11 protein-coding genes and 1 pseudogene are annotated in these 13251 nt (G+C 71.8%); 7 read left to right on the forward strand and 5 right to left on the reverse strand.

The window, feature by feature from the left end; all coding sequences use genetic code 11:
• The 5 genes and pseudogenes from EAO72_RS41905 to EAO72_RS10605 all read left to right on the forward strand — a co-directional run.
• A pseudogene (locus EAO72_RS41905) lies at window positions 1–611 on the forward strand (hypothetical protein); the annotation flags it as partial.
• Between the two features lie 7 nt (window positions 612–618).
• Complete coding sequence (locus tag EAO72_RS10590; RefSeq protein ID WP_148017000.1) at window positions 619–1053, forward strand: roadblock/LC7 domain-containing protein; 435 nt, start codon at window positions 619–621, stop codon at window positions 1051–1053.
• 2 nt (window positions 1054–1055) lie between these two features.
• Window positions 1056–1427 carry a DUF742 domain-containing protein gene (locus EAO72_RS10595; protein ID WP_148017001.1) on the forward strand — a complete coding sequence of 124 codons (372 nt, stop codon included), beginning with the start codon at window positions 1056–1058 and terminating at the stop codon, window positions 1425–1427.
• Between the two features lie 178 nt (window positions 1428–1605).
• Window positions 1606–2259 carry a GTP-binding protein gene (locus EAO72_RS10600; RefSeq protein WP_148017227.1) on the forward strand — a complete coding sequence of 218 codons (654 nt, stop codon included), beginning with the start codon at window positions 1606–1608 and terminating at the stop codon, window positions 2257–2259.
• A complete protein-coding gene (locus EAO72_RS10605; RefSeq protein WP_148017002.1) occupies window positions 2256–2846 on the forward strand; it encodes a GAF domain-containing protein in 591 nt (196 codons plus the stop codon). Before EAO72_RS10600 ends, EAO72_RS10605 begins: the two co-directional genes overlap by 4 nt.
• A 21-nt stretch (window positions 2847–2867) precedes the next feature.
• Here the strand turns inward: EAO72_RS10605 and EAO72_RS10610 are convergent, their stop codons facing one another.
• The 5 genes from EAO72_RS10610 to EAO72_RS10630 form a co-directional block, all read right to left on the reverse strand.
• Entirely contained in the window at window positions 2868–4805 is a 1938-nt protein-coding gene (locus EAO72_RS10610) for a DUF2264 domain-containing protein (protein WP_148017003.1), read from the reverse strand.
• 33 nt (window positions 4806–4838) lie between these two features.
• The gene (locus tag EAO72_RS10615) at window positions 4839–7238 is read right to left on the reverse strand and encodes a polysaccharide lyase 8 family protein (protein ID WP_148017004.1); all 2400 of its coding nucleotides are present in this window, start codon (window positions 7236–7238) and stop codon (window positions 4839–4841) included.
• Window positions 7239–7261: 23 nt separating this feature from the next.
• Window positions 7262–8620, reverse strand: a complete 1359-nt coding sequence (locus EAO72_RS10620) for a M60 family metallopeptidase (protein ID WP_148017005.1) — start codon at window positions 8618–8620, stop codon at window positions 7262–7264.
• Between the two features lie 159 nt (window positions 8621–8779).
• Window positions 8780–9874, reverse strand: coding sequence for a LacI family DNA-binding transcriptional regulator (locus EAO72_RS10625; protein ID WP_148017228.1), 1095 nt, complete (start codon window positions 9872–9874; stop codon window positions 8780–8782).
• A 62-nt stretch (window positions 9875–9936) separates the two neighbouring features.
• Window positions 9937–10926: a hydroxyacid dehydrogenase gene (locus tag EAO72_RS10630; protein WP_148017006.1), complete on the reverse strand. Its 990-nt coding sequence runs from the start codon at window positions 10924–10926 to the stop codon at window positions 9937–9939.
• A gap of 339 nt (window positions 10927–11265) precedes the next feature.
• On the opposite strand from EAO72_RS10630, the gene EAO72_RS10635 reads away from it, so the two are divergent.
• Window positions 11266–12288 carry an ABC transporter permease gene (locus tag EAO72_RS10635; protein WP_148017007.1) on the forward strand — a complete coding sequence of 341 codons (1023 nt, stop codon included), beginning with the start codon at window positions 11266–11268 and terminating at the stop codon, window positions 12286–12288.
• 82 nt (window positions 12289–12370) lie between these two features.
• Window positions 12371–13231: a carbohydrate ABC transporter permease gene (locus tag EAO72_RS10640; RefSeq protein WP_148017229.1), complete on the forward strand. Its 861-nt coding sequence runs from the start codon at window positions 12371–12373 to the stop codon at window positions 13229–13231.
• Window positions 13232–13251 lie beyond the last annotated feature (20 nt).

A 13251-nucleotide genomic window follows, 5' to 3' on the forward strand; every position in this document is an offset into this window, starting at 1 on the left:
CCCCCGAACGGGCAGCCGCCCCCGAACCGGAGCGACGCCCCTACGTACCGCAGCAGCAGCTGAGGCTGCATCAGGCACCGCAGCAGGCGCCGCGTCAGGGCGAGGGTCCCCCGCTCCCGCTGCGGGCCGAGCGCCTCGACCGGCCCGCGCCCGCCGACGCGCACCCCGGCATCGGGACCACCGACGACGCGGTCCCCGCTCTGCCCCGGGAGACCGGAGTCGTGCGCGGCACGATGGGCCGGCCCCAGCTCCCCAGGCGGGCCAACCAGGAACACCTGGTCCCGCAGCTCAGGGAGGCCCCCGCGCCGCCGCGTGCCGAGGAGGAGCCCACCCTGCACGACCCGGGGCTGGTGGCGGCCTTCCGGCGCGGGATCGACCTCGCCGAGGCGCGGCAGGAGGCCGAGGCGGATCCCGCACCGGACGCCGGGCCCGGAGCGGATGGCGGCGGGCCCGGGGAGCCGAGGACCGGCCGGGAAGCCGCGGCACCGGTCAGGGCGCCGCTGGAGCCGCTCCCGGTCCGTGGCGCCGTCCCCGTGGAACTGCTCAGGGCGGGCTCGTACCACAGCGATCAAGACCCACTCGAAGCGAACGTGAACACCACCAAGGAGTAGATGCACCATGGCGACCGATATGCCGTCCGGTCAGGTCTCGGACCTCGACTGGCTGCTGAGCGGGCTGGTACAGCGTGTGCCGTACACGCGCAGCGCGGTCCTGCTGTCCGCGGACGGGCTGGTGAAATCCCTCCACGGCATGGACGCCGACAGCGCCGACCACATGGCCGCGCTGGCCGCCGGCCTGTACTCGCTCGGCCGCAGTGCCGGGGCCCGGTTCGGGGACAACGGAGAGGTCCGCCAGGTGGTGGTGGAGCTCGATTCGACGCTCCTGTTCGTCGCCACCGCCGGCTCCGGCACCTGTCTGGCCGTGCTCGCCGGGCGGAACGCCGACGCCGCCGTGCTCGGTTACGAGATGACGATGCTGGTCAAGAGCGTCCGGCCCTATCTGATGACGCCGACGAGACAAGCGGCCGGGGTGCCGGGCGCCTCGGGACTATGACCATGCCGGCCACGCAGGACGGGCCGTTGCTCGACGATGCGGCAGGCCGCCTCATCCGCCCCTACACGGTGAGCAACGGCCGCACCCGTCCCACGACCGTGCTCGACCTGCTCTCCCTGGTGATGGCCACCGGGACCGTCCCGCAGACACACCTGGGTCCCGAGCACTCCGTGGCGCTCGGACTGTGCGGCGGTCCCACCTCGGTGGCCGAGATCGCCGCGCACCTCAGGCTGCCCGCCGTCGTCACCAAGGTCCTGCTCTCGGACCTGGTCGACTGCGGCGCGGTCACCGCACACCCGCCCGCCTTCCATGACATGCCCACCGACCGATCTCTGCTGGAGGCAGTGCTCGATGGCTTACGACGACAGCTCTGACGGTTTCGACGGTTCCGCCCCGTACGCGGGGACCGCGAGCCCCGGACACGTCGGCTACGCGGACGCCCCGGGCGGCGGTTACGCGGCCCCGCCGGGCCACGCCGGGTACGACAACAGATCCGGCACCTCCGGGTACGAGGACGCATCCGGCACCTCCGGGTACGACAACGGATCCGGCATCTCCGGGTACGAGGACGGCACCCGCACGTCCGGCTACGAGGAGGTCCCCGGCAGCCCCGAGAGTTTCCCCGTCGCGCTCAAGGTGCTGGTGGCCGGAGGATTCGGCGTCGGCAAGACGACGTTCGTCGGCGCGGTCAGCGAGATCGCGCCGCTGAGCACGGAGGAGCTGCTGACCCAGGTCAGCGCGGCGACGGACAGCCTCGAAGGCATCGAGTCCAAGACCTCCACCACCGTGGCGATGGACTTCGGCCGCATCACGCTGGACGAGCAGCATGTGCTCTATCTGTTCGGCACGCCGGGACAGGAACGCTTCTGGTTCATGTGGGACGAGCTCTCCCAGGGCGCCCTCGGAGCGGTTGTGATCGCCGACACCCGCAGACTGGAGGAGTGCTTCGCCGCCGTCGACTTCTTCGAACGGCGCGGAATCGGCTTCATCGTCGCGGTCAACGAGTTCGACGGCGCGTTCCGTTACGGCCCCGAGGAGGTACGGGCGGCCCTCGACCTCGCGCCCGCCGTCCCGGTCGTCCTCTGCGACGCCCGCATCGCGAGTTCGGGCACCGGTGCGCTGGTCACCCTGGTCCAGCACCTCATCAACGCCACCGCCGAACCCGCCCCGCTGACCGGCCACGGAAGCTACGGAGTCCATCCGTGACGACCCCGCACGCCCTCGGACGGCTGCTGCTGACGCCCGTCGACAGCGACACCGAGGTCCGGACCCAGCGGCTGCGGAGCCTCGGTCTGGGGGAGCGGCCCGATGCCTCGTTCGACAACTTCGACGCCTTCGCCGACCGGGTGGCCGAAGTGACCGAGGTGCCCTACTCGATGGTCAACTTCATCGACGGCAACCGCCAGTTCTTCGCCGGGCTGCACACCCCGGCGGGTACCTGGAAGGGTTCCGACCTGGGGGCCGCGGCGGCGGGCAGCGGTCGCCGGGGGCGCTATGTGGCCCTCGATCACGGCTTCTGCCCGCATGTCGTCGTCCGGCGCAAGGCACTCGTCCTGGAGGACGTGTGCGACTACCCGCGGTTCGCCGGGAATCCGGTCGTCGACGACATAGGCATCCGCTCCTACCTGGGGGCGCCGCTCATCGACCGCACCGGCGTCGCCCTGGGGGCCGTGTGCGCGGTCGACATCGTGCCCCGCCCGTGGGGACGGGCGGGGCTCGACACCATCAAGTCACTGGCGCAGGAGCTCGTCGGGCACATCCACCAGCGGGAGGAGAACATCCTCGGCATCTGAGCCCCGCACCGGACCCTGCCGTCAGGCCTCCACCGTGCGGCCGTCCAGGAAGGTGAGCACCACCGCGTCGCCGTCCGCCCGTACCCGCACGGCCGTGCGCAACGCCTCGGGGTGGATGCTGTCGCGGGACAGCACGACGAGCGAGACATGCACGCTGCGACCACCCGCATGCGGTGCGCTGCGCAGATACGGCACCGCCGAGTGCGGGCCGTACGCATTGGACTCGACATCGCGTGCCACGGCGGCCCCGTCCACACCCCCGTCCCATCCGTACAGCGCGACCAGCGCGCTGCTCAGCCCGTCGGCCGTGCGCGCGAGCGCCCAGTCGGGCGCCGACGAGGCGAACGGACTCTGCGCGTGCGCGACCGCGTGGCCGCCCTCGCGGACCACCGCGCCCTCGGGCGCCTCCACCCGGTGCACCCGGATCTCCCACGGGCCGTGCAGCACACTCGTCGTTTCGACGCGGTACGCGCGCTCGTCACCGGGCAGCCGAGCGGCTGACCAGGAGGAGGCGACGCGGTCCTCGCAGCGCAGCGGATGGATCCGGCGGCGCCGGGACGGAGTGCCGTCCGGGGCGAGCAGCGCAATATGGCCGTCGACATCGCGGACCAGGGCGTGCGGAGCGGACTCGGGGGCCGTCGCCGTCGAGTAGGCGAACTTCGCGTAGTGCGGATCGTCCTCACCCGCGCCCAGGTCCGGGTCCGTGCCGGCTTCGATGTCCGAGGAGTCCGGTGCGGGCGGGTTGTGGTCGCTGCCGTGGTTGACGAGGCGGACGATGCCGTCGTGCCGGGTGCCGTGCAACAGCCAGCCGGGGGCCGGCAGCGCGGTGTACGTGTCGGACTCCTCGACCGGCAGCGGGAGTTCGCGTGCGGTCCACACCTCGTGGTCGGGGGGAAGGAGCAGGCCCAGGAAGCCCTTGCTCGCCCAGTAGGGGGAAGCGGGCCCGGAGTAGGGCTGGGTGGACGGCAGGAAGGTGTCGTACCAGCCGAGCGTCAGCAGTCCCCGTTCGTCCGGCACCCCGCGCTCGGCGAAATGCCGCAGGGTGCCGGAGGCGAGGCGGCGGGTCAGGCCGGGGGCGAGCGGTGTGCAGTCGGCCAGCGCGCCCATCCACACGGGAGCGAGCGCGGCGAACCGGTAGGAGAGGGAGCGGCCCTGGTGGACCGGGGCGCCGTCGGCCCCGAAGAAGTGCGGGTAGTCCTCCAGGAACCGGTGCAGGCGCTGCCGGTGGACGGCGCTGCGGCCTCCGTCGCCGCCCGGGCCGGCGATCCGGGCCCACAGCATCGGGTACAGATGCATCGCCCAGCCGATGTAGTAGTCGAAGTTGCGGCCGTCCCCGTCGGTGTACCAGCCGTCACCTGCGTACCAGTCCTCGATCCTGTCCAGCCCCTCCTCGATGTCCGAGGCGCGGTACGGGGCTCCCACCGAGGCGAGGAACTGCTCGGACACCACCTGGAAGAGCCGCCAGTTGTTGTCCCAGGTGCGGCCGCCTACGAACCCCGAGAACCAGTCGACGACCCGTTCCTGAACCCTCGCGTCCAGCCGGTCCCAGATCCACGGCCGCGTCTCGTGCAGCGCGACCGCGATCGAGGCCGCCTCCACCATCTGCTGCGAACAGTCCGTCAGCCGCGGCCACGCCTCCCCGCTCGCGGCGTCCGTGCCCGCCCCGAGACCGGCCGCGTACCGCGCGGTCAGGGCGGGGTCGACCGCCCCGCCCGCGCCCGCGATCCGGAACGCGGCGAGGAGGAACGACCGGGCGAACCCTTCCAGTCCGTCGGACACGACCCCGGACCAGCTGCCGCGGCCCGGCAGCCGGTACTGGGCGAAGCCGGGGGTCGCGTACGGCGTCAGCGCGTCCAGCATCCGGTCGGCGGTCGCCTCCCAGTGGGCCCGGGTCCAGCCGGTACGCGACGACAGGACCCGGTCGACAGGCGGCAGATGAAGGTGCGGGGCGACGGACATGGTGGTGCTGCTCCCAGGGATCGGTGGAGGTGGTTACCGGACGAGTTCGGCGCGGTGGGTGTGGCCCCGGGAGCCGCCGACGGCGACGGTGAGGACCGCCCGGGCACCCGGGGTGACGGTCACGGTGTCGTCGGCCGAGGCCACGGACCGCACACGGAAGGGGAGTTCGACCGTGACCACGCTCCCGGTCCGGCCCGGGTCGGCGACCGCGACGGACACCTGTGCACCCCGTCGCCGTACGAGGAGCGTCAGCGGACCGGACACGGTGAACCCGGCCGCCGAACCGGCGCCCCAGAAGTGCGCCGCGGTCAGCCCGGACCTGCGGTCCTCCACGGCCTGCGCGATGGCGTCGTTCGTCACGATCCGCACCGGCCGCGAGCGCGACCACACCGCGGTGGCCGCCGCCGACGCGCCGGGCAGCAGCACATAGGCGTAGTCCGCGTCGGTGGGGGAGACCCCGTGGTCCAGCCACAGCGTGGCGTAGCGGCGCGTCACGGGGTCGGCGCTGCCCCCGGTGTCCGCACCGGTGTTGATCGCCCGCCAGGTGCCGGTGCGCTCTTCGCGCAGGACCTTCAGAGTGGCCGAGCCGGGGAAGACGTAGCCGCCGGTGCCGTCGAGATGCGCCCAGCCCGCCCGGGGGACAGCGGTGCTCGCGCCCGGCTCCGCCCCGTCCACCAGCAGCCGGCCGCGGCCGCCCGCGCCGAGGTTGCGGTTCTCCACGACCGTCTCGACCGTTCGGCCGTCGCTCGCCGTGATGCCGGCTCCGAGCGCGACCACCGCGTTGTCGAGGAGGAACCACGACTTCCTGGCCCGCAGGGCGCTGCCCTCGGCGCCCACCACCTCCATCGCCGCGACCGTGTGCCGGCCGTCCAGCACCGCGCCGCCCGCGACGGCGTTCGCCGGGCGGTAGGTGGAGGTCCCGGCGCCCGTGCCGAGATCGGCGCGCTCGCGCGTGTCGACCGTGGTGCCCGGGAGACGGTACGGATCGACGGTCGGCCAGAAGCCGTCGTTGAACTGCCCGAGATCGTCGCCGTCGTACAGGTACGTCATGCCGTCGCCGGTGTACCAGCCGTGCAGGTTCTCGCCGTTGCCCGCCTCGTACGCCGAGATGCGCCGGGAGGAGAGCGACAGGGCGAACGCCCAGCCGGGGCGGCGGTGCACCACCCGGTCCATGTCGGCGAAGACGAAGCTGCCCGTCGTACGGGTCGCTTCCGGGATCGCCGGATCATCCAGTACGGCTTTGGCCAGGGCGAGTTGGGGGAGCGTGGCCAGGGTGGCGAAGGGGGTGGTGCGGTTGCGGGTCAGCCAGCCCTTGGCCAGCGCCCGCCACCGGTCCGCGCGGTCCGCCGGGGCACCCGATGCCAGGAGCAGGATCGCCGCGACGGCCGTCGCACCGTCCCGGTGGTCGCCGGCGCGCTCCCGGGAAACGGCGCGTCCGCGCACCGCGTCCATCATCAGCCCGTCGAAGATCACCGGTGCGAAGCTGCGCTCCACCGCGTCGTACATCACGGAGACCTTCGGGTCGGTGACCGCCCACGGCGAACCGGCGAGAAGGGACAGCAGGTAGGCGGCGCCGCCGAGCAGTACGGTGCCGTACGAGCCGGTGTACGCGACCACCCCATGCTGGACGAACGAGCCGTCCTCGTAGAACCCGTCACCCGAACTCGTGTGGCGGAAAAGGCTGTTGCGTCCGGCGTCGCGTACATCGGAGAGCGCGTCGCGAGCGGATGCCAGCTTGCCGGCGTCGTTGCCGAGCAGCCCGCGCAGCGCGACGATGACGGCCTTGTCGGTGCGGTTGGCGCCGGTCTCGGACAGGGTGGGGGAGTTGGTGCGGCGGTCGGCGTCCGGGCAGAAGCGGTCGACGACCGCCAGATAGTCCGCGAGGTCGGCGTCTGGCAGCCGCCCGCGCAACAGGACGCAGGTGTCCATCAGCGCGCGCGGCGCCCCGATCTCCCAGAACCACCAGTTCCCGCTCTCCCGGGCGGACGGATGGTAGGCGGTGTCGAAGGCGAACCGCAGCGCGGACAGCAGCGCGTCCGCCGTCTCCGCGCTGCCGGTCAGCGAGGTGCCGGGGGTGGCCCACGCGGTCGCGAGCGTGCGCAGCCGGGTATAGCTCTGCCCGAAGTTCCCCGGATCGGTGACGGGTGCGAGATCGCTCCACAGCGCCGTGCGGGCCGCGCTGCGGTCCAGGGTGTCCCAGAGTTCTTTCGCCGTCCTGTCCAGGGCCGCGACCCCGGCGGCGAAGTCGGGATCCGAGGGATCGAACCCGCCCCCGGTCAGCAGGGTCTCGGCGCGGTCCAGCAGCCCGTCGACACCCTCGCCGGCGCTCCGCGCCGCGCGTCCCGGCTCCGCGGCCCGTGCCGGGCCGGCGGTCAGGACTGCGGACACGGTGGCGCCGCCCGCGGCCAGGAGGGTCCTTCTGCTCCACTGCATGGTCACTCCTTTGCCGTGCCGGGTCAGTCGGTGAGGGTGCTCGGGTCGACGGTCGGCTGCGGCAGGCCGAGGGCCGCCAGTTCGGCCTTGCCGACGGCATCGATCGGGAACGCCCAGGTGTGCACGAAGAAGTCGGTGAGGTCGAATCCCGCGACGCGGCTGGAGTAGGTGGCCAGCGCGCGGTAGCGCTTGGCGTTCTCCGTGTAGTCCGACTGCGGGTTCTCCTCGCGCACCAGCTTGTGCAAGCGGGGCCAGAAGTCGTCGCCGAACGCGAGCTCCAACTGGCGGAGCGGCACGAGCTTCTCGTATGCGCCGAAGGACTTCTCGTACGTCAGCCCGTCCGTGCCGAACTTCGCGCGGGAGGTCTGGAAGGCGGTGAGGCCGGTCGCCGGGTCGACGGTGAGGAGGTTGGACGGCCGGCCCAGGGTGCGCTGGGCGGCCAGCGAGTAGATGTTCACCGTGACCTCGGTGAGCCCGCCCGGTTTGTACGCCATCTGCTGGTGCAGGTGGCCGAGTTCGTGATAGAGCCCCCAGCCGCGCGTGCGCAGTCCCTCCACCGTGGTGGCGCGGTCGAGATAGGCCCTCGGGAATCCGTTGTAGCCGTGCGTGGCGTAGGCCCCGACGCCTGTGGGCACCTTGCTGACCTCGGTGAAGTGGTACGGGCCCGCCTTGCGCCGGTGCACCGCCTTCGAGCCGTCCAGCCCGCTGATCCGGGCGTGCGAGTCGATGATCGTCTCGACCAGCCGGAGCAGCGCGGCATGGTCCTCGCCGCGGTACAGCAGCGCGCCCTCGCGGGTCAGCGTCATGATGGTGTTCGGTCCGTGGAGCTCCACCCAGGGCGAGGCGGTCAGGGTGTCGAGCTGGTGCTGATACTGGGCCTCCGTGGTGCTGCCCAGGGTGAAGACCGGCATGGGAACGGCGCCGGAGCGGAACAGCACGCCCGCCCGTTCGCCCTGCCCGGTGAGCGTCAGATAGACCGGTCCGCCGTGCGGGTCGGTCACGGTGTTGGCGCCCGGGGTGAGCGGGTAGCTGCGCGGCTCGGTGACGTCGCCGTAGTAGTCCCAGGCGCCGATCCAGAGCGTGGGCACCAGCTCGTCGTACGGCTGGACCGTGAGCGAGAGCGGGGCCCCGGCGGGGGCGTACAGCCCGGTGGCCTGGAACTCGGATCCCCGCAGCGCCTGTGCGAGGCGCAGCCGCTCGGCCTCGGCGGCCGGACGGGCGGTGACCGTCAGCGAGACGGGGCGGACGGCGGGACGGAGGGGCGCGGCCTGAGCGGAGACGGCACCGGCGCCGAGTGCGGCGACCGCCCCCGCACCCGCGGCGAGGACGGCACGGCGGCCGACGGAGGGCGAAGCCGGGCTGGAGGAGCTGAAGTTGCGCATGCGGAACTCTCCCTGCAGAAACGAATGAGGGGCGGAAGCGTGCGGATCAGGTGTGGGGCGTTCCGTCAGCATGTAAGCGGTTGCTGTCGAGCCGCAAGGGGAGTCGCGAAGTTACTGTGATTTTCTATGGCCGACTGCGGACAGGCGGGTGGTAACCGGTCACATACGGCCGGACCTGCCGGCCCGGGGCGCGACGGAATCGCGTACCACGATGTGCGTGCCGAGCCGCAGGGCGCCCGTAGTGGGCTCCCGCCAGTCGTCCTCGTCCCCGCCCGAGACGGCGAGCCGCACGGCCTGGCGGCCCATCTCCTCCAGCGGTACGTGGACGGTGGTCAGCCGGGGGCGGAGTTCCTGGGCGACGGGGATGTCGTCGTACCCCACCAGGGAGATGTCCTTGGGTACCCGCAGGCCCGCCTCCTCCAGCGCCTGGGCGGCACCTGCGGCGACCACGTCGTTGGCCGCGAAGACCGCGGTGAAGTCCGGCCCGTCCCGCAGCAGTTCGGCCATCCGCCGATAGCCGAAGTTGCGGCTGAAGGCGCCGGGCTGCACCAGCTCGGGGTCCGGGGCGATGCCGCGGAGTTCCAGGGCGCGCCGGTGGCCGGCCAGCCGGTCTCGGGTGGTGGAGAGCTTGGGCGGGCCGCCGAGGTAGAGGATCCGCTCGTGGCCCTGCATCAGCAGATGGTCGGTGATGGCGAAGGCGCCGCCCTCGTTGTCGTACTCGACCGCGGCCGTGGGCGCGCTCTCGCCCAGAGGAGGCCGGCCGCACAGCACCAGCTTGGAGCCGCCCGCGTCCAGCTCGCGGGCCCTGCGGGCCAGTTCGGAGGTGTAGCCGCGGTCGGCGATCGACCCGCCGACCACCACCACCGCGTCCGCCCTGCGCTCGTGCATGAGGTCGATGAAGGCCAGCTCGCGCTGGGGGTCGCCCTGGGTGCAGCAGACCAGGCAGAGCCGCCCGCCGAGCGCCGCCTCGCGCTCCACACCGCGGGCGATGTAGGCGTAGAAGGGGTCGATGACCTCGTTGACGATGATGCCGACCGTGCGGTTGGAGACGCCGGCCAGGGCGCGGGCGTGCGCGTTGACCACGTAGCCGAGTTCGCGCATGGCCGACTCGACCCGTTCCCGGGTGGCCTCCGCGACGGGGTAGTTGCGGTTCAGGACGCGGGAGACGGTGGCCGTCGAGACGCCTGCGCGCCGTGCGACGTCGGTGACCGTGGCCCGCCGCTGTCCGTCCGCGGCCGTGCTCTGCCGGCGCATCCGGCTCACCCCCTGGTGGCTGTTGTGTGACGCCGAGCCTAGAGCCTGCCGGGGGACGGTGTTCATGCGATCCTCCCCAGGTCGGCCCGGCGCACCGGATGGGCGAAGGGCTCGCCCCGCGCGTACCGGGCCAGCTCGTCGACGGCGAGTGCTCCCAGCCGGCCCACCTCGTTGCCCTGGGCGCCCGCGAGATGCGGGGTCAGGAAGACGTTGGGCAGGTCCCACAGCGGATGGCCGGGGGGCAGGGGCTCGGGTGCCGTGACGTCCAGGACCGCGTCGAGCCGCCCGCTGACCAGATGGCCGGTCAGCGCCTCGGTGTCCACCAGGGTGCCGCGTGCGGTGTTGACGAGCAGGGTGCCGGGCCGCATCAGGCCGATCCGGCGCGCGCCGATGAGGCCCCGCGTCTCGGGGGTGTCCGGGGCGTGGACGCTCACCACGTCGCTGGTGGCCACCAGGGTGTCCAGGTCCGTGCGGGTCACGCCGAGGAGCTCGGCCTCGGCCGCGTCCACGTACGGGTCGTACAGCAGCACCTCCGCGTCCAGGACCAGCCGCAGCAGCTCGATCACCCGGCGACCGATCCGGGACGCGCCCACGACCCCGACAGTCAGTCCGTGCGTACCGAGCCAGTGCTGCCGGTCCAGGTCGGCGCCGGTGCGGTGGGTGCGGCGGGCGCGGTAGAGCCCGGCCAGCGGGAACACCCGCTTCGCGCCCATGATGATCGCCGCCAGGGTGTACTCCGCCACCGGGACCGCGTTGGCCGCCGCGGCCGACGAGACGGTGATCCCGCGGTCGAAGGCGGCCGGTGACAGAAACGTTTTCACCGTGCCCGCCGCATGGATCACCGCCCGCAGCCGCGGTGTCCGCTCCAGCAGGCCGGCGTCCACCGGCGGGCACCCCCAGCCGGTGAGCAGCACTTCGGCCGAGGCCAGTGCCCGTCCGGCGTCGGGTGAGTCGAACTCGCTGATCAGGGACGGGTCGAGGAGGTCCGCTGTCTCCTCCAGACGGGCCCGGACAGGGGGTGGGAAGACGTCGTCCAGCAGCCCGGGGCTCATGACCAGGACCGTGCGCGGGCGCCTCTCGGGCGGGGCCGCAGCATCGGTACCGGAACGAGCCGGCGCCTCTTCGGTGGTTCGCACCCTGCCTCCGGACAGTAATCGCGTTCTATGGAATGACCGGCACGCTAAGGAGCGTGATGGGTGACCGTCAAGCTCTGCCACCACCAAACTGCCCTATATGTGTGGGTATTCAGGCGTTCGGGGGGCGGATTTCCTTGTGGAGAGCATCGTGAAACAAAGACGTTCGCCCGGATCCCTTGACGCTTGGGTTAACCGCTTACTAACTTGCGGCCGCAGAAGGCTCACCATGCGCCACCCAGCCGAACAGGACGCACCATGGCTGACACAGCACCCCCGCTGCCGCGGGAAAAGCGGCGAAAGTGGCGGAAGCGGGTCGAAGAACCCGCCCCGCCGGCCGACTGGGCCCCGGTCGCCCCACGCCGGCTCACGCTCGGGCAGCGGATCAAGCGCGACCGGGTGATGCTGCTGCTCACCCTGCCCGGCCTGCTCTACTTCGTCGTCTTCCACTACGTCCCGCTCCTCGGGTACGTGGTGGCGTTCCAGGACTACCAGCCGTACCTCGGATACATGCACAGCGTCTGGGTGGGCTTCGCCAACTTCTCCGCGGCGTTCGCCGAACCGGCCTTCTGGAGCGCGACGTTCAACACGCTGGAGATCGCCCTCGTCCAGCTGGTGTTCTTCTTCCCTGTGCCCGTCGCGCTGGCCCTGCTCCTCAACAGCATCGCCAGCGACCGCATCAGGCGGTTCGTGCAGAGCGTCGTCTATCTCCCGCACTTCATCGGCTGGGTCATCATCGTCTCGATCTTCCAGCAGATCCTGGGCGGCGCCGGAGTGCTGCCCGACGTCCTCGGCAGCATGGGCCTGCCGCGCTACGACATGATGAGCGACCCCGACGCCTTCCCCTGGCTGCTGACCCTCCAGGTGGCCTGGAAGGACGCCGGGTGGGGCACCATCATCATCCTCGCCGCGCTGCTCAACATCGACCGGCAGCAGTACGAGGCCGCCGCCATCGACGGCGCCGGACCCCGGCGCCGCCTGTGGCACGTGACCCTGCCCGGCATCGCCCCGGTGCTCATCCTGCTGCTGATCCTCAACCTGGGGCAGATCCTCTCCGTCGGCTTCGAGCAGATCCTGCTCCAGCGCGACGCGGTCGGCCCGGACGCCGGTGAAGTCCTCGACACCTACGTCTACTACCACGGCATCAAGGACAACGACTGGGGCGTCGCCGCCGCCGTCGGACTCGTCAAGGCGGTCATCGGCACCGCACTCGTACTGGGCGCGAACAAGTTCGCCCACCGGCTCGGCCACGAAGGGGTGTACCGCGGTGCTGACCGCTGAGAAGACGCGCGCCCATACCCGGAGCACCGCACCGGCGCCCCGCCCCGCCCCCGTACGCAAGTCCGACGGCCGGCCGCCGTGGATGGAGCGCCCGACCCGGATGGGCACGACCGCGAAGGCGGTCGCTGTCGTGGTGGTCGTCCTGGCCGTCGCCTACCCGCTGATCGGCGTCATCGGCACGAGCTTCGCCTCCCAGACCGACATCATCAAGAGCTCCGGCCTCGTCCTGTGGCCGGACCACCCCACCCTGGACGCCTACCGCACGATCTTCACCGGCGGCGTCGTCACCCGGGCGCTGCTCGTCTCCATCGGCATCACCGTGTTCGGCACCCTCGCCAGTCTGCTCGTCACCGTCGGCATGGCGTACGGGCTCTCCCGCCGGGAAGTCACCGGCTCCCGCTTCATCCTGATGACCGCCCTGTTCACCATGCTGTTCAACGCGGGCATCATCCCCAACTTCCTGCTGGTCAAGGGACTCGGCCTGTACGACACCTACGCGGCGCTCGTCATGCCCACCCTGGTCAGCGCCTTCAACCTGGTCGTCCTGCGCTCCTTCTTCATGAACCTGCCGGAGGAGCTGTACGACGCGGCGAAGGTCGACGGCGCCGGCGATTTCCGCATCCTGGTACGGATCGTCCTGCCGCTGTCCAAGGCCGTCCTCGCCGTGATCAGCCTCTTCTACGCGGTGACCTACTGGAACGCCTTCTTCAACTCGCTCCTGTACCTCAACGACACCGACAAATGGCCGCTGCCGATGGTGCTGCGCACCTACGTCCTCCAGGGCCAGAGCCTGAACGCCGCTTCGGCCGGCGAGGTGCTCGCCCCGCAGCAGGCCGTCCAGATGGCGGTCCTCGTGATCGCCGTCGTCCCGATCCTCTGCGTCTACCCGTTCCTCCAGCGCTACTTCACCAAGGGCGTGCTCACCGGCGCCGTCAAGGGCTGAGCGCGGCCACACCGCCCCCC

It is taken from the genome of Streptomyces sp. OR43 (assembly GCF_008042275.1).
Taxonomy (GTDB): domain Bacteria; phylum Actinomycetota; class Actinomycetes; order Streptomycetales; family Streptomycetaceae; genus Streptomyces.